General features: G+C 39.6%; 20 protein-coding genes and 1 pseudogene. 14 read left to right on the forward strand and 7 right to left on the reverse strand.

Annotated elements, in window-relative coordinates:
- Positions 1-69 precede the first annotated feature (69 nt).
- From PAUR_RS07610 to PAUR_RS07655, 11 genes and pseudogenes are all read left to right on the forward strand, one after another.
- Positions 70-2,028 (forward strand): M6 family metalloprotease domain-containing protein, encoded by a 1,959-nt coding sequence (locus tag PAUR_RS07610; RefSeq protein ID WP_192507180.1) that lies wholly within the window; start codon positions 70-72, stop codon positions 2,026-2,028.
- 436 nt (positions 2,029-2,464) lie between these two features.
- Positions 2,465-2,746: a hypothetical protein gene (locus tag PAUR_RS07615; RefSeq protein WP_192507181.1), complete on the forward strand. Its 282-nt coding sequence runs from the start codon at positions 2,465-2,467 to the stop codon at positions 2,744-2,746.
- Between the two features lie 146 nt (positions 2,747-2,892).
- Positions 2,893-3,021: pseudogene (locus tag PAUR_RS24025) on the forward strand (IS91 family transposase); the annotation flags it as partial.
- A 336-nt stretch (positions 3,022-3,357) separates the two neighbouring features.
- Positions 3,358-3,735 (forward strand): hypothetical protein, encoded by a 378-nt coding sequence (locus PAUR_RS07620; RefSeq protein ID WP_192507182.1) that lies wholly within the window; start codon positions 3,358-3,360, stop codon positions 3,733-3,735.
- 678 nt (positions 3,736-4,413) lie between these two features.
- The gene (locus PAUR_RS07625; protein WP_192507183.1) at positions 4,414-5,199 is read left to right on the forward strand and encodes a DUF2071 domain-containing protein; all 786 of its coding nucleotides are present in this window, start codon (positions 4,414-4,416) and stop codon (positions 5,197-5,199) included.
- A 126-nt stretch (positions 5,200-5,325) separates the two neighbouring features.
- Positions 5,326-5,712: a hypothetical protein gene (locus PAUR_RS07630; protein ID WP_192507184.1), complete on the forward strand. Its 387-nt coding sequence runs from the start codon at positions 5,326-5,328 to the stop codon at positions 5,710-5,712.
- Positions 5,713-6,148: 436 nt separating this feature from the next.
- On the forward strand, positions 6,149-6,568 hold the full coding sequence (locus PAUR_RS07635; protein ID WP_192507185.1) for a helix-turn-helix domain-containing protein: 420 nt from the start codon (positions 6,149-6,151) through the stop codon (positions 6,566-6,568).
- A 70-nt stretch (positions 6,569-6,638) separates the two neighbouring features.
- Positions 6,639-7,046 carry a VOC family protein gene (locus tag PAUR_RS07640; protein ID WP_192507186.1) on the forward strand — a complete coding sequence of 136 codons (408 nt, stop codon included), beginning with the start codon at positions 6,639-6,641 and terminating at the stop codon, positions 7,044-7,046.
- An 840-nt stretch (positions 7,047-7,886) separates the two neighbouring features.
- Positions 7,887-9,947, forward strand: a complete 2,061-nt coding sequence (locus tag PAUR_RS07645; RefSeq protein ID WP_192507187.1) for an ATP-binding protein — start codon at positions 7,887-7,889, stop codon at positions 9,945-9,947.
- Between the two features lie 378 nt (positions 9,948-10,325).
- Positions 10,326-11,597 (forward strand): amidohydrolase family protein, encoded by a 1,272-nt coding sequence (locus tag PAUR_RS07650; protein WP_192507188.1) that lies wholly within the window; start codon positions 10,326-10,328, stop codon positions 11,595-11,597.
- A 222-nt stretch (positions 11,598-11,819) separates the two neighbouring features.
- A complete protein-coding gene (locus PAUR_RS07655) occupies positions 11,820-12,284 on the forward strand; it encodes a hypothetical protein (RefSeq protein ID WP_192507189.1) in 465 nt (154 codons plus the stop codon).
- A gap of 121 nt (positions 12,285-12,405) precedes the next feature.
- Here the strand turns inward: PAUR_RS07655 and PAUR_RS07660 are convergent, their stop codons facing one another.
- Positions 12,406-13,266, reverse strand: coding sequence for a hypothetical protein (locus PAUR_RS07660; protein ID WP_192507190.1), 861 nt, complete (start codon positions 13,264-13,266; stop codon positions 12,406-12,408).
- A gap of 340 nt (positions 13,267-13,606) precedes the next feature.
- Between PAUR_RS07660 and PAUR_RS07665 the strand changes: the two genes are divergently transcribed.
- Complete coding sequence (locus PAUR_RS07665) at positions 13,607-14,440, forward strand: DUF6279 family lipoprotein (RefSeq protein ID WP_192507191.1); 834 nt, start codon at positions 13,607-13,609, stop codon at positions 14,438-14,440.
- A 387-nt stretch (positions 14,441-14,827) separates the two neighbouring features.
- On the opposite strand, the gene PAUR_RS07670 is transcribed toward PAUR_RS07665, so the two are convergent.
- From PAUR_RS07670 to PAUR_RS07680, 3 genes are all read right to left on the reverse strand, one after another.
- Positions 14,828-15,169 carry a hypothetical protein gene (locus tag PAUR_RS07670; RefSeq protein ID WP_192507192.1) on the reverse strand — a complete coding sequence of 114 codons (342 nt, stop codon included), beginning with the start codon at positions 15,167-15,169 and terminating at the stop codon, positions 14,828-14,830.
- A 664-nt stretch (positions 15,170-15,833) separates the two neighbouring features.
- A complete protein-coding gene (locus tag PAUR_RS07675) occupies positions 15,834-16,055 on the reverse strand; it encodes a helix-turn-helix transcriptional regulator (protein WP_192507193.1) in 222 nt (73 codons plus the stop codon).
- Entirely contained in the window at positions 16,048-16,548 is a 501-nt protein-coding gene (locus tag PAUR_RS07680; RefSeq protein WP_192507194.1) for a hypothetical protein, read from the reverse strand. Before PAUR_RS07680 ends, PAUR_RS07675 begins: the two co-directional genes overlap by 8 nt.
- A 589-nt stretch (positions 16,549-17,137) precedes the next feature.
- Between PAUR_RS07680 and PAUR_RS07685 the strand changes: the two genes are divergently transcribed.
- Positions 17,138-18,028: a PD40 domain-containing protein gene (locus PAUR_RS07685; protein ID WP_192507195.1), complete on the forward strand. Its 891-nt coding sequence runs from the start codon at positions 17,138-17,140 to the stop codon at positions 18,026-18,028.
- Between the two features lie 165 nt (positions 18,029-18,193).
- A complete protein-coding gene (locus tag PAUR_RS07690; protein ID WP_192507196.1) occupies positions 18,194-19,060 on the forward strand; it encodes a hypothetical protein in 867 nt (288 codons plus the stop codon).
- Between the two features lie 186 nt (positions 19,061-19,246).
- Here the strand turns inward: PAUR_RS07690 and PAUR_RS07695 are convergent, their stop codons facing one another.
- The 3 genes from PAUR_RS07695 to PAUR_RS07705 all read right to left on the reverse strand — a co-directional run bounded on the left by PAUR_RS07695 (position 19,247) and on the right by PAUR_RS07705 (position 25,378).
- Positions 19,247-20,179: an ADP-ribosyltransferase gene (locus PAUR_RS07695; RefSeq protein ID WP_192507197.1), complete on the reverse strand. Its 933-nt coding sequence runs from the start codon at positions 20,177-20,179 to the stop codon at positions 19,247-19,249.
- 14 nt (positions 20,180-20,193) lie between these two features.
- Positions 20,194-23,601: a hypothetical protein gene (locus PAUR_RS07700; RefSeq protein WP_192507198.1), complete on the reverse strand. Its 3,408-nt coding sequence runs from the start codon at positions 23,599-23,601 to the stop codon at positions 20,194-20,196.
- Positions 23,602-23,995: 394 nt separating this feature from the next.
- The gene (locus tag PAUR_RS07705; RefSeq protein WP_192507199.1) at positions 23,996-25,378 is read right to left on the reverse strand and encodes a zinc metalloprotease; all 1,383 of its coding nucleotides are present in this window, start codon (positions 25,376-25,378) and stop codon (positions 23,996-23,998) included.
- Positions 25,379-25,568: the final 190 nt, after the last annotated feature.

The raw sequence follows: 25,568 nt of genomic DNA on the forward strand, positions 1-25,568 counted from the left end.
AGTAACTTGTTGCTTATTTATACATTAAATGTTAATTGTATGTTTCTTGAGCTTATTTAAGGAACAAACATGTATCGGTTTAACACATTACTTTTGGCTAAATTAGCCTTAGTGAGCACGATTGCCAATGCGGCAATCCCCTATGACAATGCACAGTATCATTATACGCAGCCAAATGGAGAGGTACTCTCCATCTCCCTAGACGGGAACGATTACTTTGCTTATCAGCGTACGAGCGACGGACGATTGGTTGTATTTGATAATCAATTAAATGGCTTAGCTTATGCTGAGGTATCAAGTGATGGGGCTGAGCTTATTTCGACTGGGGTGTTAGCCAAGGCGGACACCGCGAATAACTCGCAGCAAGATGCAGCTGACCATCGGGCTTCACAAAAAGGCATGTTACAACAACATGTGCAAAATGTGAAAACATTAACACCCGCCGCTGTCAGCGCAAAAGTAGCACAAGCGCAACAAGCCATGTTGTTAAGTACCGAGCAATTACACAGCCATATTGTAGTTAACAATCAAACCCAACCTCATGTAACGCACGATGTACATCAAGTCACTACACTTGAAGAGGCCGCGGGTAATGTAAAAGGCCTTACCATTATTATTGATTTTCCTGATCAGCGCGGCACCATCAATAAAAGCCAAATTGAGTCTTTTCTAAATGATATAAATTACACCGAATTTGGTAATGCGCAGTCGGTACGCGGGTACTTTAGGTCGGTCTCAGGGGGGAAGTTAGATTATACCAATACGGTAACTCAGTACTACACCGCGAAAAAGAACAAATCGTACTATGCCGACAGCCGTTATAGCTCTACGGTGCGCTCACAGGAGCTGATAAAAGAAGCCTTAGATTGGCTTGAAGTACAGCAAGGCTTTGACTTTTCGACGTTATCAACCAACAGCAGTAAGCAAATAAAAGGCCTAAACATTTTTTATGCGGGTAATTCTGATAGCAGTTGGTCAAAAGGGCTATGGCCACACATGGCTCGGTTGAGCCCCCAATTTTGTGCTGACGGCGTATGTACCGACCGATACCAGATCACCGATATGCGTGATAGCTTAGCCATTGGTACCTTTGTACATGAATCAGGGCACTTGATCACCAATTGGCCAGACTTATATGACTATGATGGCAGCTCAGAAGGCTCTGTCGCAAGCTTTGGCGTGATGGGCTATGGTGCAATTGGCACGACCAATAAGTTTAAACCTACGCCTCCAGTGGCACACTTTCGAAATCTTGCTGGGTGGGATGCAGTCACAGAGCTAAACCCCGCCATAAATAGCAATGCACCTAAAGGGGTGTTAACGCATACGTCGGCAAGTAACACGTCATATAAGTGGACTAACCCAGCCAACCGAAACGAAGCGTTTTACATTGAAGCGGTTCATCGTGCAGGACAAAATTCAGAGCAGTTAGACTCGGGGCTTGCAATTTGGCACGTAGACAATGCAGGTAGTAACTCGAATGAGTGGCGACCGTATATTCAAATGGAACACGCCGACGCGAATCGAGATCCAGAAAACAACATTAACCGCGGTGACAATAGCGACTTATTTAAAGCCGCAGGAGAGTTTTCAAGTACTTTACCCAATGCATTAACCAATAAAGGCACCAATGCACTGTGGTGGAATGGCCAAGATTCAGGCTTGTCGATTAAGAATATTTCAGACGCTGCAGCCACAATGTCATTTGAGCTTGTCACCGGCACACCGCCCCCAACGGGTGATGTGTATACTGGCACGCTGGCGAACAAAGAACAGCACGTTCACCCAGATGGTCGCTGGTTTCAATACGCGGGTGGCACCATTGGCTTACAACTTGCCGGCCCAAGCAATGCCGACTTTGATTTAAAACTTGAAAAGTGGACCAATGGCAGCTGGCAGCAAGTCGCGATATCTGAAACACCGTCTTCGCAGGAATCAATTAATTACAATGCAGCTAGCGGTTATTACCGCATATTGGTGTATTCGTATTCAGGCGCAGGGAGTTATCAGTTAACGGTTAATAAATAGCGTGAGTAAATAAATCACATGAGTAAGCAGAGCTGAACTTTTATATATGTATCCAGCTCTGGGCTCAAAACGGCGATCACAGGGTAAGCAATTACTCTGTGATTTTTTGAGGTCTGAAAGGGGTGGGTTATTCAGCAAGTACAGCTTTCCTTCTCGCTATGTAAAGTGAGATTTACGCTCGGTTAACTCAAAGTGAAATCTTTATAGTCATGAATTTATAGTGTTTTTTACTTTTTGGATTTTACATAACGAGTCAAATTCATTCTCGGTTAAGTCAATTATCGGGTTCATCCGGTGTGGAAAGGTGATTGTTGTGGTGAAGGAAAAGTGTTAAGTTATTAATATATATTAAATTAATTAGCGGTTCTGATTTCCTCTGCATGAAATAAGGGCAGAGTGTTTATCGGCATTCACGCTAAAACGCTGTTGGGTATACATGGAAGATTCAGAGTACATAGTCGAAAACCCGAAAGATGGCACTGTAACAATTGCAGGGTGCTATCAAATAAATGGGCAAATAATGGATGCTGACATTACAAAATGTGCTTACTGTAATTCGGAAGTTATTTATTACGACGATTATGACGCATATATTTGTGCGTACTGTAATAAGTGGTTAGAGAAAAAGTGTGGTGACTCAAATTGCAGATATTGCTTAAACAGGCCAGAAAAGCCACTTCCAAACGCCAATGAGCTTAGAAGGTTAAAGTATACCTAACAAGTGCCTAAACCACGGACGCAAAACAGCAGGCTTGCGCTCCTTCGTCGCTAATTTTAGCCTGTAACATTTTAGAAGACACCCAACGTAAATTGATTGTGACACGATGACCAGCATTAACTTTTGAATAGATGTCACTTATTGATAAAAAGAAAAAGTCTAAAGCAGCATCATCCCCTGATTAGCCTTGTGAAGTATGCAAAATCGGGGTCTTACGATTTAACGAAATAGTTAATTCAAGTGAAGAGGTCATGAAATTAGCACGAACGAGCTAGCAGCAGAGCTTGCTGAATTAAATCAACGGGTTAACCTGCTTAAGTGTTCAGGCTAGAAAAGTGCGTGCGCGGTGAAAATATCATTGATAAATCAGCGAAAATTAGCTCTAATGGCAGGATAAAACGTACTGAGTAATGCAGGGATGGCTTAATCACGAAAGACAAGCCAATAAAATAGGCTCGAGACAAGTTACGCCACTAAAAGCAAATTCCCATAGCATAAATAACACCAACTCTGACACACCGAGCAGGTAGCGGCTCAGTCCAACAAGCGATTATGCAGCACAAACAACGTGCTGCATAAATACTAAATAGTTAAGTGTCAGGAATATATAAATGAAACTATATCGGTCTGAAGATGAAGTATCAGTTTCTGGTGATGTTGCTGAACTAAAAGACATGCGCTTGAAAATTGAACGTATCAAAGAAAAAGAAGAAATCGAATTTACTTTTGATACTGACGCGAGTTCTGAACCTTATAAGTTTCTTGAAAAATCAATGATTGTAAGGGCTGGAGAAGGCCCAGCCATTGCTGTGTATGAGAAAGGAATGGGGATCGTAGTTTCAGGAAGTCTTAAGAATCTAGAGGTATTTTCTTCATTCTTTGATTTTGAAGAAGATACTGAAGCTGGCTGTCATTACCACTGGGATGAAGCTTGTGGTACTGATTATGTTGCAGATGGCACACTTCCAATTGTTGTCGCTGTAGCATGAAACACTTAACACATATGAGCCTTAACTCTGTCAATAGGCACTAATGTTCTTTTTAGCCGTTTTTATACAATGACGGCCAACTCTAAAATTATTTAATAACAGGCAAATATGGTTTTCATCCGGAGACCTCGTCGTTCGGAAATAAATACGTATAACACATATGAGCCTTAACTCTGTCAATAGGCACTAGTGTTCTTTTTGGCCGTTTTTATACAGTGACGGCCAACTCTAAATCAATAATCAAATTCGTTTATTTCATCGGTCGATGTGGCTGTTAAGCAAGTTGCTTGCGGCAAACACATAGTGAGGCTCTCTTATTGCTGCCTACTTTTGTCCACTTCCTTATGGATTCGCAGGAACACTATGCTTAAATGGATTTAGGCAGTAGAGCGAAGCAGGATGCCAGAGCCGAGACATTCATCGGTTAACCTCATCATGGCACTATTCAAGGCGGCTGGTTTCATTATTGTGATCCAGTTAGTTTCAGGCTCAAGTCAGGTGTAAGCAACTTTGCATATTGTATTCGTGCACGCGTACTGAGCATCTTGAAAATCGAAGTGGAAAGCCACTAAACGATTGAATCAAAATAGGAACTCGGCTATGGTTGAGGCATCAATAAAAAAATAAGTTAAAACGAGTAATTCTACAGGCTCGTTATATTTCAAGGATGGCTCGGCGTTGGATTCATTAAAATTAAACGATTTTCTTCACCCAAGACCTTCTCCTAAATGGATTGATGTTCTCTGTAAATTACAACATTTTGCGATTATCACCTATGCAGTTGATCCTTCAAGGTTTGATGGGCTTTTTCCTGAGCGTTTTAAACTAGATACTTTAAAAATTAATGGTGAAGAAAAAGCTTTAATTTCCGTAGTTCCTTTTATCGATGTAGATTTTACATCTGCGGTTATGCCATTTCCTAAGTTCACAATGGGACAAACAAACTATCGAATTTATATTATCGATCAAGAAACAAATGAGCGATGCGTTTGGTTTCTTGGTACAACTTTAGATTCATGGACACTTGCAGTACCAAGACTTTGTTGGAACTTACCTTGGTATAGTGGTGAAGTTAAATTTGAATGTGAATATGATGAACCACAACAAAGATACCGTAAATACAAAATGACGACAGAAGCCACTTGGGCTCCAGCTAATGTTGAATTAACACAAACCAAAGACTCCAAAATTGAATTGTCAGGCTTCCCTGATACAGAAACGGGTCTAGTATACCTAACGCACCCTTTAGCTGGTTTTTATCATCGTCGAGATGGTAAATTAGGTACGTATAGGGTGTGGCACAAGCAATTAGAAGTATCTTCTGCAAACCTTAAGTTTGCTAGTTTTGGTTTACTATCTCGCTTAGGTTTAGTCACTCAAGAGGAACAACAAACCCCTCATAGTGTACTAATTGAACCGATTAATGAATTTACTATTTATTTACCGCCAAAAGTGGTGAAATAGAAATATATCAAGCAATTAAAGCGGAACTTTTTACAGTTTGCTCGGTTCCGCTTCGCTTCACATTTTAGCCAACTATTATTCACCGCTTAAGGCGGCGCTAAGTATTTTTCACGTTGAGGAGTCAAATTGAGCAATCCATTTCATTTATCATTTGTTGTTCCTGAGTTACGTTTATCAGAAGAGTTTTATGTCAACTTTCTCGGCTGTAAAAAAGGCAGGGATACAGGAAAATGGATAGATATTATCTTTTTCGGCCACCAATTAACTCTTCATCAAGAAACAGAAACTATGAAAGCTCAATCTATAGACCATTTTGGTGTCATTTTAGAAAAAGCAGAATGGTTGTCTATTATTCAAAAGGTTGAAGTTGATACTTTACCATTTGTTCTTCCACCTAACGAAAAAACCAATGATGATAATAGCGAATCAGGTAAATTTATTATCAATGATCCTGCAGGTAATTTAATAGAATTCAAATTTTATAAAAAGTCACCTTTAATTATGGTGTCATAAATACATAACAAGGATTTAAAGCGGTACAGCTATTAGTTTACAGGGCTTTCGCTTCGCTATACATTTTAGAAAATTATTATCCGCCACTGAATAAGCTATATGATCTCCTCGTTATCAAGCAATAACACTTTCTGCCTTAAAAGTTTGTCTCCCGTAACTATGAGTGGTGAACTTCTTATCGGAATTCCTCTATAATTACATCTAAATGCATGTTGAAGTAAACGGTCGTTGGATAATGACTTTTGCAAATCGACAACAGCACATGTTCTATTGGGGGATTATCCTGTTCCCGTAAAATGAGTATTTGTATTTATTTTTACTTTATATTAATTTGACAGTATGAAACGGAGTGCTTGCTTAATTTTAACGCTAGAGAATGAAGAGAGTACCCAGCAAAAAAGTTGTTATATTTTATGTAGATTAATGAGTATATTTTATGGCTACAAACTATAAATTTGAAAGACTGAATGCTGGCAGAGATTATATTGCTGATAACTATGACGCTCCGCTTAGCTTATCTGGTATGGCAACATATTCATATATGTCCCCTTACCATTTTTTGCGTGTTTTCAAGAACACTTATGGAGAAACGCCTAACGAATTCTTGATTCGTCTTAGAGTTGAGCAAGCTAAGAAGATGCTTATTACTGAAAACTTTAGTGTCTCAGAAATTTGCGAGAAAGTGGGTTATACAAGCCTTGGTAGTTTTTCTTCATTATTTTTAAAACAAGTGGGTATGGCGCCCACGGTGTATCGTCGTAAGCTTTGGGCTTTGTCTGCAGAATCGTATCGCTTTCCATCACAGGCTATACCGGCATGTTATGCGTATAATTTTTTAGGGAAATCGACTAATTGAGCAATATTGGAGAAATATCATTGTGATTATTTCTATAGAATAAAGAGACATTAAAACAAGGAGTATTGAGATGATCACATCCATAGCACACACCACAATATATGTACTGAATCAGGATGAAGCACTTGATTTTTATAAAAATAAGCTCGGGTTCGAAGTCGGTGATGACATGAAAGTAGAGGGCGATTTCCGATGGCTAACGGTATATCCGAAATCTAATTCACAGCTTCAGTTGGTATTGGCAGAGCCAAAAGAGGGACCAATGTTCACTAAAGATTCTGCCGAAAAGATACGAAGTTTGATCGAAGAGGGGGCATTTGGGGCGGGTGTTTTCGAAACTGAAAATTGCCAAAAGACGTACGAAGAGCTTGTGGCTAAAGGAGTGGAGTTTATGCAGCCACCGACAGAGCAGCTTTATGGCGTGGAAGCTATGGGCATAGACAACTCAGGTAACTGGTTTAGTTTGGTTCAACGATAAAATACAACAAGTAAAGTCAGCTTGGTGCCGTTAACGGCATCTTGCTTTAGGCATTGGTATGGTCGCCTATTGTCAAATTTATGCACACAGCTTCAAGGCGTGCTGGTCACAAAACGTGAATGAACAAATTAATCAAAATGACGTCAAACGCTTTGCTTGCACTCACTTTTATAAGTAAATAAAAAGGGCAGATATAAAATACAGGGATCTTATGTGTGCGCCTTTGTATTGTTTATTGGGTCAAATCATGGACCCTGAAACCAGTTCAGGGCGACGGAGGTTGACACTAGATCATAGCGACGGAGGTTGACACTAGATCATAGCGACTGAGATTGAAACCAGCTCAGTGCGACTGAGATTGAAACCAGTTCAGGGCGATTGAGATTGAAACCAGTTCAGGGCGACTGAGATTGAAACCAGTTCAGGGCGACTGAGATTGAAACCAGCTCAGTGCGACTGAGATTGAAACCAGTTCAGGGCGACTGAGATTGAAACCAGTTCAGGGCGACGGAGGTTGAAACAAACTCAGGGCGGCAGAGGTTGAAACCAGTTCAGAGCGGCAGAGATTGAAACCAGTTCAGGGAGACGAAGATTGGCATTAGCTCAGGACGACGGAGGTGGCAAAGTTTGTATGCCGCCATACAGGCCGTGTCGATGATGAGTTGTAGTGGGGTGTTTTACTACGGTGAATACTTCGCCCACGTACTAAACTAAACTCTGTCAACGAGTTTCAATGTTGAGTGACCGAAACATAGTGTCGGTGGGAGGAATGAGCCGCGCCTTTATTTTGGGGGAAATCACACCGAGTTAGCTAGCAAAAACTTTATGTGAGCTTTTGCTATGCTTACAAAGGGTGAGGCTTATTCTATGGTGTTGGCTTTGTATAAGATATGGTGCTTCTTTATTGTATTTTTTTGTACTACTTGTGTTGCCTCTACGCCGTTTTCTGAACCGGAATTTAGCCAGATTAGTCAACATATCCACTATCTTAATGGCGACTCCCCACTTAAAGCGATAGCGGAAATCGAAAGAATAAAAAAGGAAGAAGGAAATAAGCTAACTCTGAGGCAGCGTATCAGATTGAAATACGCTAAAACATGGGCATTAGTTTTGGTTGACCGCCTTGAAGAGGCATTGAGAGAACTTGCACAGTGCAAAGTTTTGGATGCAGAATTAGAAGAGTCCTTATTGTTTTTTTATTACGGATTAACTGCCACTATTTTCAACCGAATAGAAATGTATGAGCTTGCCCTTGAGCATTATCTTGATGGCTATCGTATTTCAATTGAGAATGAACGAGACGTTGATATTAGATTAGCAGAGAACAATATTGGTACTGTTTATCTAGCGATGGGACATTTGCAGCAAGCTGAGCATTATTTTGATTTGTTTTATCAAGATGCACTTGAGCGAAAAGACGACCCGATGAGTAGTCTTGCGTTAACCAATTTAGGTAAACTTGCTTTTGTAAGAGGAAATACTGAGCTAGCCTACAGGCACTTTCAGGGCGCGCTTGAAACACAAAAAGCCATCAACTTTAATTACTTTTCGTCAGAGTCACATTATTACCTAGGTAAAATATATCGACAACGCGGGCAAGTAAATAATGCGCTTACCCATTTGAACACCGCAATAAATATCGCCAAAGAGTCAGATAGCTTGTCTTACAGTATCGCGCCCATAATAGGAAAAGCACGTCTTCTGTTGGATCTAGAACGATATGAACAAGCACTGAAAGATGTTAAGCAATCAATTAGTATGGCGATTAAATTTAAGCGTCATAAATCGTTAGCTGAAGCCTATTTACTGCAAGCGTCAATTTATACACAGTTGCAGCAGTTTGATTTGGCGTTAAAGGCAACCAAACAATATGCTGATGTGAAAGTAACGCTTTCTGAATGGCAGTCTAAAGTGAGTGTTGCTTACTACCTTGCTGAAGTCGATGTAACCAGTAAAGAACTCGATATAGCTAATTTAACTAAAGAAAATGTCATTCGAGAGTTGAGCAATAAAGCCATAAAGCGTCAGTTTATACTTTTTGTTGTGGCCGCAGTGGTAATTGCTGGGTTATTGGTTTTCTTTCTTCATAGAATTCGTGGGAAAAATCAGTTACAGGCGAAAACACTCAAAAAACTTAAAGAAACCCAGCAGCAATTAATTGAAGCGGAAAAGCTCTCTGCATTGACAATCATAGTGTCTGGGATGGCACATCAACTGAATACCCCCCTTGGTATTGTGGTGACTTCAACGTCTATAGTGACCGAACGACTGCAATACATTAAATGTGCAATAAACGAGAAAAAGTTAACGCAAAAGATGCTTTCTGACTTTATTGAACAATCTGCAGACGCGTTGATCTTGGTAAGAAACAACAGTAGCAAGGCAGCAGGTTTAGTTGAGAAATTTAAATTAATTGCAACAACATTAACAGGGATGGAATCAACATCGATTGATTTACGTGCGTTTATTAATGATAAGCTTGCTGGACTATTAGGTAAATATAAGTGTGGAGTAACGACAAATATTGAGGGTGACACCGTGCACATCGAGGGGTACCCAGAATTATTATTAAATGCCTTGGATCAACTCGTTGATAATTCAGTTCATCACGGGTTTTCGCAAAGAAGTGACAACCAAATTAACATAACCATCGACGTAAAAGAGGGTTGGGTAACAATAACGTACGAAGATAACGGGGTAGGCATAGAAAATGATCAGTTAAGTCAAATATTCACGCCGTTTTATACCTCCAGTATTCAAGATGGTAACTTGGGGATTGGTCTGAATATTGTTTATAACTCAATTGCCGTGTTGATGGGAGGTGAAGTGTCTGCGCAACCTACAGAGCAAGGGGCTAAGTTTGTGATGGAGTTTAGCCAAGTTATAAAAGAGGCTGAGTAGTTGGCTTCGGGTTCTATCGCCAGAAACTAGATAAAAAGGGTAGATAAACAGGGTAGGCAAAAAGCTTTGATACCAGCGCAGGTTTAAGTCCTACGTGCGTCACTTTTTAAGATAACTATGCTTGCGTTTCATAATTCCTCGAATACTGCGGCAGAGTGTTTATAGCATTAGCCCCTATCGATCTTAAATTTAGTGCTGATTTAGATATTTAACCTGATTTATTTATGGTTTTTTTAAGTTTGCTCTTTTATTTTTTTGCCTCAAAAGAACCGGTCAGATCACTTTGCTTATGTTTCAGGCCAAATCAATAACTTTGATTTAAACCATTTAAGTTATTTCTGCGACTAACTTATTTTTAATATTAAAGATATGATTGCAATGATAAAAAGAACCACTATTTTCATGATTTTCAGCTGCGTGCTTGGACCGTTTGCACACGCTGAGCCGATACTACTTACTAACGGTACGTTATTAGAGCCAAGCACTCAATCAGTAATTAAACAACACCTCTTGCTTGATGGTGATCGGATTATTAGTCGACTAGAGCGTATTCCAAATAACTTTATGGGGAAACAAATTGATATAGCTGGGAAATATGTGATCCCAGGTTTAATTGATATGCACACCCACGCATTTGGCAATAGAGCGCCAAACACCAAAACAGAAACGATGGGTCCAAGTACGACCGCTCAAGTAGTTTTACATGCTGGTGTAACTGGTTTTGTGGACTTATTTGGTAACGAGCAAAGGTTGTTTGAGCACAGGAGGCTCCAACACGCAAAATTAATTACGGGAGCAGATATTTATGCGAGTTTATCGTGTTTAACAGCCCCTGGTGGACATTGTTCTCAGTTCGGCAAAACACGCACTATTTCTAATGAACAAGAAGCTACTCGGCACATTGCTGAGCTTGCGAAAAAGCAAGCTGACGTGATAAAGCTTGTGAGTACTTTAGAGGGAAAATTACCATCACTAACGGCGCATAAGCTTGAATACACAATTAAAGAAGCTAAAAAGTACGGTATTAAAACGATTGTGCATATTCATACTCTTGCAGATATTGAAAACGCAATTAAAGCAAAGGCAGATGCAATCACTCATTTACCTGATGATACGGTTTTGCCTATAGATCTTGCAAAAACCTTAGCCGAAAATGGTATTGCAGTTATTCCTACCACCTCAGTTGATACAGATTATTATGAGTTTTTGTTTTCTAATGTGCTAGAGTCACCGTTGGCTAAAAAAGTCGCTGCTTCACGGATTTTAGGCGCTTATGCAGTGTCTGCAAGCAATATGACGATGAAAAGTAAACATAAAATTAAGCGAAGAACTAATATGTATTACCAATCCTTAGCAAACTTAATTGCAGCAGATGTAAAGTTGTTAGCAGGGTCAGACTCTGGTAATTATGGTACTTTGCAAGGATTTACAATGCACCGTGAACTTGAGAAGTTTGTTAGCGCGGGTCAATCGCCTTGGCTTGCCCTAGCGAGTGCAACAAGCTACGCGCGTGAGTTTTTAAATAGGCCAACAGGCTTAAATAAAAATGGGGAGGCAAGTCTGGTTATTTTAAATAGCTCCCCTATTGAAGATATAAAAAATAGTCAAGATATTTTTGCTGTGATACACCGAGGTAAGCTAATCAATTAAGGCCTATTACCCTCAATTGATGAACTGTTTCAGGTTATAAAGTAGGGTTCAGGCCACTGCCTTCATAATACTATTTAATGAGCGTTTATCGACGATAGTGATCATTGTTTATATTGATTTTACTTAAGAAGGTTATTTACTAATACGTCATGCTGAGCACCGTGGTGTATTATAATATTGGAAAATAGGTAAAAGTATGTTGTTAATACTTAAGGAGCTATATTGAAATTTGTACAATCCAATACACAAGGAATTAAGTTTAGAATTTATACTTATGTTATGAAGCTAGCACTCCCTACACTCGTTCCGTTTATTCTTTCAATAGCAAATGGGGAGGAAACGTTTGCTATTCAATATTTGTGTTTTTTACTTGCGGCGGCCTTACTTGTGTCTATGTGGTTACTGATATTTAATACCGGAGAATCAAAAATAGACGCGTATTCTATCGAACTCAATAAAAGCGGTATTTTCCTAACAAAATTTGGAGAAAGCAAGTCGTTGTTATGGCGTGACTATACGGGGTTTAGCATTGGTGGAATACCGAAAAATATTACTGTAAAAAATAACCAAGGGATTGAATTTTTAATAGGGTATTACATGTTTAACTCAGACCAAAGCGCGCAAATAATTGCGGTATTAAAGGCAAGAAGCCCCATAGGGCATAGCACTTTTAAGCATAACAGGTAAAACAGAACTCTTTAATTACATTTTATTATCAGCTGAAAGTTACTTGCCATAAAATGCGCACTATGAGTAAGTAGCCAGCTTAGCTGACCACTTACGTTATCGAGTGAAGTTCACACCGAGTTTATTCTGTCGCATTACAACCTTTACCAGGTTCATTGCTACATACAACATCGGTGATGGTGACTGTGCCCGTTGGAAGCGGGTTACCATTTAGGGTTACGGCAACTCCTGATGCGAGCATGTGGTTGAGAATACGTTGCAATGCATCGCTTGCACCTCTGGCTCTGTAGCCGGTATAGTTATGTGATTCGTGTAAGCGGATCCCTTTATCTCGCCCTGAATCAATAATGGGTTCAAACATGACAGACACGTCACCATTTAAGTTTTTTATTATACCTTTAAACATAAAGGCATAAGTCGTGCCATCGCTAGGAAAGTGTACATTAACCGCGAGGTTAACTGTAAGCGCTTGATTTACTATAGCGGTGCCTAAACTGACTGATGCAGACGTAATGGCACCGGCTATATTACCTGTAAAGTAGTCACTCAGTGCTGTTTTAATCGCTGCCTTTTGTGGTGCATACTTAGCAACCGTATGAGCCGTATTAATATCTGAATATGCCCCTAAGAATGGTCGTAAATGCTCGATGTTTACGCTACCTTGAGCTAAGTCTTCAATTGTATTTTTGGCGTTTCGAACATGTGTTACACCCGCTCTAATAGACTCTTTTACAGGAATAGCCCAATACATGACCAAGCCTTCTTCACGCTCAGTTTGATAAGCGCTCACTTTATTATTATGTATATCAATAACGTGTACTTTACCACCATTGGGAGCATATTGAATTGCACGGTTTTGCATTTGTTGTTCAGAACATGCATTACAGACAGCAATCATATCACTGGCAAAACTAAACGAACTAAGAAGGGTGCTGCTTACAGCAAACGAGACGGCAACGACAGTTGAAAATAATTTCTTCATGGTATTTCCTTATAAATTGAAGATTAAGTGGCACATCAGTGTGCACAAAATTAACTTTAGCTTGCTTTATGAGAGGGTCAAGTAGAAATTGAGCCGTTTTTAGCCAACTAAAATTGACGACCAAAGGGATGCCTTTTGAATTAAAGCTGTACTTTGTGCTTGTAGATTCATTGATTGGTTTTCTTGTTCTGAGCATACTACTGAAGCGCTACAATGAAACTATTGTAGTCACAATGCTTTATTCATAAATATTTTGTAATACTTTTAAACACTTTTTTAATCTGTTTTTGCTAAGTAGGCGTATAAACTGAAGTCATAAAATGCTTTGAGTGGCTTAACAATGAGAAAAATAATTATATTACTTGCGCTATTAACAGTTGCGGGGTGTTCTACTAAATTCGCATACCGAAATGCAAGTTGGCTCACCTATTGGTATTTAGATGACTATATTTCATTGACGGATGATCAAGAAGCGCGTTTTGACGAACGTTTACAACTTTGGTTAAGTTGGCACAAAGCCGAGGAACTTGATAAATATATTGCTCACTTTAATGAAATAAAAGCAGATGTTGAAGCCGATAACATGTCTGTGCAGCGCATAGAGTTTCACCAAAACAGATTGCGCGCGCATTGGTATCGAGTCAGAGATACAGTAGCGCCTGATTTGGCTGCAATGGCACCCATGTTAACTCAAGAGCAAGTGAACACGCTTTTTTCTGAGTTGGCTGAATCAGAATTAGAGTCGATAAAAAAGCGTCAAAAGCGCTCGGTACAAAAACGTAAAAAACGGTGGCTGAATGACCAAGAAAATAATTTAGAACGTTGGTTAGGTAACCTCAATGACAGGCAAGAAGACTTGATAGTCGCATTGTACGACAAACAGCAGACGACTGCTGACTTGAGAGCTGAATACCGAACCAATTATCAAGCTCAACTCAAGGCCCTATTGGCAAAGCCTAGTACAGATAAACAATTTGAAACTGGTTTGGTAAAGTTACTCAAAGAGCCTGAACAGTTTAGAAGTGCGGAGTTAGCTGAGCGCATTGCCCACAATAGACATCAACGTAATCAGTTTTTAGCTGAGGTTTATCAGAGTTTGTCTGAGAAGCAACATCGTCATTTAATAAAAGAGTTAGAAGAACTGATTGATGACTTTACCTCATTAAAAAAATAATGAATACAGCAGCGGCTGAAAACTTAAAAATAGGTGCCTATTTATCAGTTTATTTCATTAAACTACTGAGCAATGTTAAGTCATACATATAGTGGATAATTAGGAGGTAACAAACATTTAGTTTGCTTTTAACTATTGTCATGGAGAAAGTTCAAAAGCGCTAATTCTTTGTTTGCATCGTAATACTATGAAAGAGAGAATGAATCGTACTGTTTTTAAAGTAATGATAAGAATCTTTATATTTATGCAATGTTTATTACGTCATGTTATTTTAGATGTGCAGTGCAGGTTTTTTATTTGAGTTTTTGATGAAATATGGATGTAGCATTGTAAACTTTACAATATATAGCCGTTTGTAAAAGCAACAGCTATATAGCGCTAAAAGAACTATTCAGTTACAACCCGAGTAAGTACTTTAACTGAGCTAAGTGGCACATATACTAGGTCGTATATAACAGGCGCTGGCCAGATCAAGCTCTTAAACTCGCCCATAACGGATCTTGGCTCAGGGCAAACTGCCTGTTCTGGAGCGCTGAACCAAGATGTATATCGAGTTTCACCTGCCGAAAAAGAATAAAGAGTTCCATTCTTTTGTGTTATTCCTGAGTTTGTATAATTACACTCTTTCGAATAATAAGTTATCTTTTGAGAGGCTGCTGCTTTATTTAAAAAAGCTGAACTAAATAAAAAAGAGCAAGTTATTAAAGTAAGTATATTTTTAGCTTTCATTTTTATCCTTAAACAATTCTAATTAAAAGCCACTATCATCGCGGCTGAAGTAATTTAACATGATTGCTGAAAAATGCATCATGAAATTAATTTATTTTGGTTTGAATTGTTGTGAACAACAGTAACCATAAATACACTTATTCCATTGTTAGTTTAAAATAATGTATTTGATTTTTACTTTATTTCGGTTTTCCCTACTTCTAATGGCTTAGCATTATAAATAAAAAACTATCAATTTATAATATCAATGAATGTGTTAATTACTGTTTATATATCACAAACTATGTGCGTGATAAATATGGTGAGTACAGAGAATGAATAGGCAGATTTTTGAGCAATGCATGACTGCCACTTAATAGTACATTGTATATGTTATGATGTTTTTGCTATTTGGAAGTGGTAAGCATCAAACATCAAACGAATAGCGCTAATAACAAATAATTGAACTACGAGAATGAGTGGTAGTTGTGTGGGTAAAGCTACTCAGTATGTATTATCAATAAAACTAGCGACTGATGGCATTATGAATAACGAATATCTCATCTCCTACATTTTATGCTCTATTGAGGTAATCAATTGAGAGAGAAGTCATGTGTTCATAACAGCAGCTGAGCTGCCTAGATGATTATTTTCACATACAACCGTTTCAGAGCTTACAAAAACATTAGTCACTAGAGTGTTGATATTGAAATATCTCTTCTAGTGGTAACTTAAATACCGTCGCAATTTTAAATGCTACTTCAAGCGATGGAGAGTATTTATTGGCCTCAATCGCCATGACGGTTTGACGTGTTACGCCAATCTCCTGAGCCAGTTGCTTTTGCGTCATTTCATTATTTAAAAAGCGCAGAGTTCGAATTGAATTGGTAATAACGCCACTAGCCATAAATAGCTCCGGTTCGTCCTTTGTAGAGTTGTGTCGCGTAGTTGGTTATTTCCGCCAATAAAAAGGCGCAAACCATGATATGTAATGGCAAAAAAGGTATGTTGTATTCTATAGATGGTCCAAACCCTTGCGCATGCGCTTGATATTGAAAGATTGCAATGCATATCCCTGTTTGTAATATATACGTGGTGTATTTATATCCAACTAAGCTTATTTGTTTTTCGCGCACATCAAGTGGTTGTTCAAGCTCATCATCGCTGATGAAAGCCAGCACGATATAACTGATCACCATGAGTACAATACTGTAAATAATTACTTGCAGTAACAGCTCAGATAGCCAAACCGGTGATGCAAGTTGTTCTGAGCTAGCTGAAAACACGTTTTTTAGATAGAAATAGCCAATGTAAGTACTGACTAATAAGTCAATACTCAATGTAACCTCTCTAAAACTGATACTTTGCAAAAATTCTTTTAAAGCGGCTGATCTAGTCATGTATTTTATACCTGAAGTCAAAAATATTTAACATAGGTATAGCGTAGATTACTTGACTTGTTGATGTCAAATATTTTTTACCTGAAGTTAAGTTTTATATATCTATCGTGATATTTAGACTGTCATGTTCAGTCAAACTAAGCCCTTTAATCGATAAATAATAACGTTACTTGAAATGAACTACGATACATATTTTCGGTATAAAAGTGAGGTTGTTTTAGCTTACAGCTGAGTGGTCTTTAGGCTTAATACCGTTACTTTATCTGGGATCGAGATGGTTCAATGGTGTGTTTTCAAAGTGTATGGAACCTGCGAAATTTAAACTATGTTGCTCAGTATAGTTGAATTGGCACTCAGAACATTAAAATTAAAGTATTTATAACAAGGGCTTATGTGTAATTTCTTGGTGGCGAAAAGTTTTGTTTGGTGTTGACTAAGTGAAATCACGTAAAAGTCATTAGGACGTCAAGTGTTTTGATATTGACCAGCGTAATTTGAGCATCGATGCAATCATATTGAGCATGATATTAATAAAAGCCATTTCCAGATGGTCGCTAAAATACACTGGTTTCAAGTTAGGGGAAGTATTATGAAACGTATAGGCATATTCGCTATTTTATTACCTTCAATTATGGCAGTGAGTAGCCTTAGCTATGGTAAAGACACACCACTGGACTTAAAAGAGCGCTATTTTGGTGAATCGGCACCGGGTTTGGTCCCAAAACTCTTTGACCCTAAAATAGTATCACCACAAGGGCGATTCGAAGGCGGGACGTTTACACCTGATATGACTGAGTTTTATTTCACTCGCAAAAATGGGAAATATAAAAAGCGCACCTTTTTTGTTACCCAATATATAAACAATCGCTGGGGGCCTGAAGTTGAAACCGATATCAGATGGCCACAATTCTCTGCTGATGGCACTCTCTTATATGGTGGGAGGGAATACAGAGAACGGACAGACACGGGGTGGTCGGCTGCTAAAAAGCAAGGTGTGTTCTTAAAAAATCAAGCTCATGGCATCTCACTGTCTTCTAACGGGACCTACTATTTTGCTTTTTTCAAAAAAGAAGGCAAAGGACATGGCTATCTGGGTTATTCACGCCTAATCGATGGGAAATATAACTCCCCCGTAAAATTGGGCGCAGAGATAAATACGGGAGAATGGATTGCACACCCTTATATCGCACCGGACGAATCTTATCTGATGTGGGATGTAGTGAGAAAGGATGGCTATGGCCAAGCAGACATCTACATCAGCTTTAAAAACGAAGACGGGTCTTGGTTACCAGCAATGAATATGGGCCCTCAAATCAATACTAAGCTACAAGAAAGCTCACCACGCGTGACTCATGATGGAAAGTATTTATTTTTCTCTAGAGGAGAGTGGCAAACTCGAAAAGACGGCAGTACCAATTGGGTTGGAAAAAGTTACTGGGTAGATGCCCAAGTGATTGAGCGTTTAAGGCCTAAACCGTAGTTTATATAGCAATCTCGGCAACATCAAAATTAAAAATAATGATCCCGTTATAGTGACTGTTTAAAGCTATCAGTCAATTATTGCGGCGAGTATAAAACGCTGAAGCTTAATACGGCCGTTATTTAGAAATTAGAGAATTTACTGGTTACAAATTAAAGGTACATTATGAAACATAGTTATATTTCATTGGTGTTATTGGTTTCTGCCATTGTGGTGAGTAGTCATAGTTACAGTAAGAATAATGCCCCTGTTAGAGAAAACATCTATCTTGGGCAAAAGCCACCAGGTTTAACGCCTAAAATTTTTGCTCCGAACCTGATAAAAAAGGGCTTCAGAGCAGCCGCTGCTGCATTTTCTCCTGATTTAAAAGAGTTTTACTTTAGAAGAAGAGGAGGAGAGTATAAAAAGAATACATTGGTTTTCATTCAGTATAAAGATGATCAGTGGGTGGAGTCTGTTTTACCGCCCCGAGCTGGACAACCATTTATTTCTACAGATGGTCAAGTTTTACATTTGGGGAAAACGTACAGAGAGCGAGTTGGGTCTGGTTGGTCTGAAGTGAAAAGCTTAGGGGCTCCTTTTGATGATATGCCTATCATGCGTCTGACGGCGTCATCTAAAGGCACGTTTTATTTCGATGAGGCAACTGAAATAGGGAATATCCGCTATTCTCGGCTGGTCGATGGCAAACGAACGTTACCTCAATCTGTGAGTAAAGAAATAAATACCGGTAAATGGACAGCACATCCATTCATTGCTTCAGATGAGTCGTATATTATTTGGGACAGTGAAAGAGAAGAAGGCTATGGTGATAATGATTTATATGTTTCTTTCAAACAATCAGATGGTACCTGGGGCGCTGCGATAAACTTAGGAGATAAGATAAATTCAAAACATCAAGATTCGTATGGTAGTGTGACACCTGATGGCAAATATTTTTTCTTTCACCGTTCGTATGGATCTCGCGGTGAGAAAGCAGATATTTACTGGGTCGATGCCAAAGTTATAGAATCGCTGCGATTACAAAAATAATCCAAATATACTCGAAATGTAAAATTTGGCTTTTCAATGTGTGTTGCTAATCAATCCAAATTATCAATGGTGAGATTTCGGTATGGAAGACTAAGCATGCTTTCATTGACTAACATAATCTGGATGTAACTGAAGTCAGGTTTTAATGCGCAGCTGGGTAAGTTATCCAGCTGCGACTTTACTTGCTTATTCTACACAGCTCGGCGCATTTATTAATTCACCACTGTGGCTTGCCAGTGCACCTTCCATAATTTCAGGGTTAGACTCTATTTCAGAGACTTTTACATATGTGACATTACGCTCTTTAGCGATACCGCCGGAGGTCATGGTTTTTCTAAATTGTGAATAGCCGTCAATTTTAAATGCCGTGTTTCTTGGAAACAGTACTTCAAATTGATTTTTAGCAACGCCACCAGAGGTGAAGTTGGTTGGTAAAAACCGACCGTTTTGGCCTTCTATTTCGTAAAAAACAAGATCATCTGCATTACCATAAAATTGCTCAGCTTGAGGTGCATTCATAAAGTTTAGATTGCTAGAGGTGGATTGATAGGCTTTGTCTGCCACTACATCACCGATCTTGATTTCGCCACTGACGAGTTTATTGCCAATCCCCAAGTCTTGCGTATAGCGATAGCTTGTACCCGTATACTTAGGTAAATGTTGTAGCCCTGTATCTAAGTTATTCATAAACATTTGAGTGTCAGCAAGGTCCGCCGCTACACCATTGGGGCCTGTAGGGACCCCCGTACGGGCATAGTTGTTAATGGCTTTAAAGTCTTGTGTATATCTGGCAATTGCTGATTTAGATTGAGCAATGAGGCGACCAAAAAGTCTACTCGCTTCTGGGAATGAGTTTTCATACTCTGCAAGTGTTGTTAGTGCTGCACCTGAGTCTTCATAAGCGAATACATCATTAATATAAGCCGTATTTGCGGTGCTTTTCTCAACATTTGCCGTGGTATTTGCAAAGCGCTCAAACAGCGCTGTTTTTGCTTCTTCACTTAAATCTGACGCATACGTAAATGATTTACCATCAATGATATGAGTTTGTGTGTTTTGGGCATAGGTACTCGCTGAGCAAATTATCAACATGGATACCGTAAGCATTGCTTTAATCATGATTGTTCTCCGGTTTAAATAGGGCAAAAGGCGGCAAAATTGATCTCTTGTGTGGCTTCACTACCGATAAGTGAGCTTTCTAAACTTGCACTTTCTTCTTCCAAAGTGGCAATGCCTTCCTCAGCAAAAGAGCTCATTGACATACCTTCTTCTTCAAGCGCAGCACTGAGTGTACTGACTAAATCCATGGCGCGAATTTCTTCAACAACGGGCAGTAGAACCATTAACCAATCGGCAAATTGACCAAAATAGCCTTTGCTGCCTTTTTGAGTAATAAAGTCGCTAATTGCTTGTTGACGAATGCGCGCTACCTTATTTAAATCAGCTTGTAGTTGCGGATAGAAACAATTCTTGACGAGCTCATAATCAAATTGGCTGGCTGCACATGCGGAAGCAAGTTGCCCATCAACATGATCAAGTAGCTCTTTTTTGTACGCGTTTCGCACATAGTGCGCTGCTCTAACAAGTGGATCATAAGCATTCATTGCACCAGGTAAATACGCTTGTTGATACTGAGCAATAGCACGCTGAGCTGCTGCATATAACTTATCGCCGTTATGACCGTTGAGTTTGTAAAACGCCACAGTTTGCTCTAGTGCGGCGTCTTTGGCTTCTAGAAACTCGAGATATGTGGTACCACTCGCTCTACTACTGTAGCTATAAACATCTAATCCAACAGCAGAGAAAGCCCACATTGCAGGTACTTCAGCACGGTGGAAAAGTCGCCAGTTTTGTTCATTTTGCCAATCGTTATCTGGATTTTTAACTGTTGGTATTGGAAAATTGCCAGCCCCATACTGGCGCGCCGCGATGTCGTTAAAGCGTGTGAATTGCAAAATATGTTTAGCGCTATCGGATACTTTACCAAACCCAGAATAAGCCAAGAAGGGACCGCTAAAGTAGTTATCAATGATGTCACGAGTGAGTACATTAGCAAGCGTTATACCACCTGTGTGCATATCAACAGACATGTTTATATAGGGCGTAATTGTTTTTAAGTAAATAGTTTGTCCAAGGCTTTCTTGCTTGGAGAGGTTCGCCATACTGTCATTATCAAGCCGATGTGCTTTTAGCTTTTTTAAATAAGTGCCGACCGCATTGACCCATAAGTTTCCTCGGCTTTTAGGGTGACCGCCAAGCTGTCGTGTGGCTTGCTTGGTATTATATTGTAATCCTTGAAACATCTTTACAAACTGCGGGTAGTAAACGTACATCGCTTTTTGATCTGGCGTGAGATATTGATTGAAATGCGTAAATAGCCCCTTTGCAGTCGCTTGTAAATTGCCTTTAAAACTATCAATGTTGGTGCCTTGCAGAGTTGGCTCCGTGTTGATGTTAAAGCGTGAGTCTTCAAACCAATTAGCGACTTTGTCTGCATCGGTGTCTTCTTTGAACGAGACTTCAGCAACGTTTAATATTGTTTGCGTTGTGGTAAGATTCTCGTGAGGCTCATCTATACGCAAGTTTTGTGTATAGTTTAGGTTGCGAATATCGACACTACCAGAAAAGTGTTTACTACCAGCATGCAAGCCGATGGGTTGAGATAAAAATTCATACACCGTATCAGCACTTAAATTATGCATGACAGATAGAGCATAATCAGGGTTTGCTTTACCGTATGCGCTATCAGCGTCGTTTGCAGATAAATACAAACCAAATGCAAAGGTATCAGATACATCGTCAGTGACTCTTTTGGTCCCTATGAGCGCTGAATGCCAAGTACAATCACCAATAAGGGTCTGATTTGCGCCTGAGTTCATGACACTATAATCATTGGTATCAATTAGTTTAGCGCTGGTATTTACCCCAACATGTAGCGCAACGCCCTGTGCTTTATTGGCATCTAGCAGGCCATATGATTCAGGAGTAAGGGCGTTTATATCGGTTTGTTCATAGGCTGCAATGATGTCTATTTGGTTAAGGCTCAATGCTAAACCGACTTCAGTTTGGACTGTATTGTGTGCAGGACAGATACGATAATCAAATTCAAAGCCAAATTCGGCGTGTTCTAAAGGCGGTAAAAAAAGGCTGCTGGTTGTCGGCGCATCGTCTGAGGTGGTTAATAATGCAAATTCACTGGGGTTTTGCTTGTTATTACGAGTGTGCGATGGACTATTGTGGTCAGAATTTGAGGTAAAAACAGCGTCAATGCCCTCATAACGAACATTGCGAATCGTATAGCTATTGCTTTGTTGTGGCAGACCAGCTTGGCTGCCCGCGAAAAAGGTGACAGGGTGCGAGTATATATTCGCAACTTGTTCATCAGTGAGTTGCACTTTGTCTAAAATACTGTGCTTGCCTATGTTGAGTGAAAGTGCGTTGTTGGTATTAATGTGCAGAGTGACTTCTTGAAATTGGCAATTGGTGTATTGCAGATCAGTATCAACATAGTTACGGATATCGACGCTTGGATTATGCCCCCATACACCTATCATACGGCCGAAGGTATCTCTGAAGAAAATCTCAATACCATTTGCACTGTCACTGTGAACAGGGCCAATGGTTGATTGAGGCTTAATTTCGAGGCTTTTCGGCGTAGTTGCACCAAGACGTATGCCAAATGATGACATTTGCATAGAGGTCATGCTCGGCTTACCATCGGCATTACAGCTGTTATATTCAAAGGCAAGTGTTGCCCCTGTTTGGTTAGGTATCAGCTGGCGTTTAAAAGACAAAATACTGAGCGTTTCTTTATTTTGCTCATTAATGAGCTGATATTCTCCATACCCATCTTTGTTGCTGTACTTTGGGTATCCCTCGAGCGTACTGGCCATGTAAGTTCGAGCGTGCGACTGGGAGATGTCAGGAGCTATAGTCTCATCTTCAACAGGGGCACCATCGATAACATCGACGGCTGAAGTATATAAATGAAATTGGCGTTCATCTGTGTTCGCCACACTAATAGCACGGCCTGAAGCGGTAACGTAATGCCCATTTTCAGCCTGCATCTCAATTAAGTCACTGCCTTTAGAAGTGACTGTAAATGTTGAAAAAGCATCGGGTGTCCAACCTGGCGTAATTGAGACGTACTGTTTATCTTGGTAATACCGTTTCAAATAACGGCCAGCATATTGAGATGTGGTATTTTGATGTACCTTCAGATTGAGGGTACCACGTTGTGCATCCACTATTTCTACGTTGAATTTACACCAAGGGTTGTAAAAACCTCGCAAGTTTGAGGGAAGCCCACTGTGATCTGGTACTGCAATCGTGACCAACCCGTTGCTCTCACGTCCAAGACATACAAAGTCGGTTGACTGTGCATTTTTTGGTTTAAGTACAATAGTATCACCAGTTTGTAAGGACAAGCTCGGTGATAAAATAAGCTCATCAGCTTGTGTATATTGGCTGACAGCACTTAAGCTAAGCAAAAGTAAGCTTTGTGTAGACAGTACAAACTGACATGGTTTTTTATGTTTCATTCTAACCTCTATTTGGAAACAAAAGCCGCTTAAACGTTGTTCATTGCATACTAGAATGAACATATGGCTTTTCTTTAAGTGTTTAATAAATAAAATGTGTTTTCTGAATGTTTCTCTTTGCAGCAAACAGTAATAATCGTGTTTTACAAAGCGCATGCACAGTGAAGTCAATACTTCACTGTGTGGTTTGGCTTTAACTTTGAAAGCCACGCTTGGCGATGACGCTTACGCTTAAAAGCACGAGCCAACCGAACAACTAAATGCTGAGTGAGCGTCATACATGACATATATGCACATAAGAACCAAAAGTAAGGCTCCGTAGAACAAGTGATCGTCATTCTTAATTTTCATTTCAATACCTAATGTTCAGTGATAAGTGAAAACGCGATGTGGGTTAAAGCGCTAATGAGTTATCGTATAAAGACTTGAGGTTGCCTTGAGTGAGCGTATCTCTCATGCGTTGTATTTGGCTTTGCGTGAATGTTTTTCTGTGCTCATCTGAAGCACTCTCGCGCATAAAATTAAAGTACAATTGTTCATTTGCACAGGTGTCACGGAAACTGGTCGGCATATCACAAGGCGGCGCAATTGGACTATCAACAACAAAACCATGCAATCCTAGGAAGTGACCTACTTCATGGGTTAATACTGTTTTGGGCGCAGCGTGTAACGGTGTTTTTTGCTCTATCGTGGGGCTGTGTTTTTCAGGTTTTGCTTTTTGGGTATTGAATACACTGCTGTCGATGATAATGCCCGTTTTTTTATCAGAGCCAGCTTGCGTTTTGATAGTTTTACTTAGTTTAAAACCAGTTTCAGTATCAAGGTCACCTACCCAGACATTAACGTAACGGGATGTATCCCACACTGGTTTGTTGCTACTGAACGGCTCAATTGTCGTCGAGTGAGCGACACGGTTGATACCTGAAGTTACTTCACCTGAGGGCGTTTTAGATGCTAAGTAGAATTGAATGCCACTGTCTTTCATGCCGTGTGATAGCTTCTTTGCGCCAAATGTTGAAATTGCCTGACTCGCGCTTTGTGCTCTAAAATTTCTATTCAGCTGAACAAGTTGGGCGCGAATTTGAGAATCAGTAATAACGGTGGTTGCACTGTCTAATGCGTGTACAACAATAGGTAGCTTAATGACTTCTAGTAATGCGTCGGGTGCTTGAAATTGAGACTCAAATTTCGCAGTAATATGGCACGGAGCTATGGCGTTTTTTACTATCCAAGCATTTTTGTTTGTTCTTGTTACGCCACACCCAGAGAGGCTTCCGATATGATGACCTGAGCGAGCTTGAGAATTGAATGTAAAGGCGCTGCCTGTTGCGATTGATTCAGGTAAACCAATAAGTTCGCCTAACCCAGTTACTGTGCTAGTAATTGCGACTTTATTGACTATTTTTTTGTCTAAAATGGTAATGGTACAATCTTGGTTTGTACCATTAAGTGTAATTGCGTTTTTTTGAGCGCTTAATTTTGCATTACACCCTGATACTTGCTCAACCTTAAACCCAGCCATGACCTTGATTGCAAAGGAACCATTTTGGTCTTTAGTAAGCATTAAACTCGAGGGCGTTGAGTTTAAAGCGAGTGGATTGTATTTGAGAGAAATAGTTGACTTTGATGCGAGCGAGCTATCGGTTTGTGGCAGTTGTTTACTGATCCCTTTATTTTCAGGGCTAGCAGAGGTAACCGTGTTTTCAGAGCTGCCGGAACATCCACCCAGTAAGCTTGCGAGGGCCAAGCTTGCCAATGAGAAGTGTAATTGAGTCATGTTTTTTCTCTTTTTATTAAATAAGTGAGTTTAAAAATGTTTGCGCTCAAGCGCTTTTAACACAATAAGCGTGTTGTTTGCTTTTCGCGCTAAATATGAATTGCGATGAACTTATCACTGATTGAAAAAACATGTTCTTTCTTGTTCTTAGTAATTATTTGAATATATTTTAAATATAATTTTTTCTTAT

The organism is Pseudoalteromonas aurantia 208 (assembly GCF_014858725.1).
Taxonomy (GTDB): Bacteria; Pseudomonadota; Gammaproteobacteria; order Enterobacterales; family Alteromonadaceae; genus Pseudoalteromonas; species Pseudoalteromonas aurantia.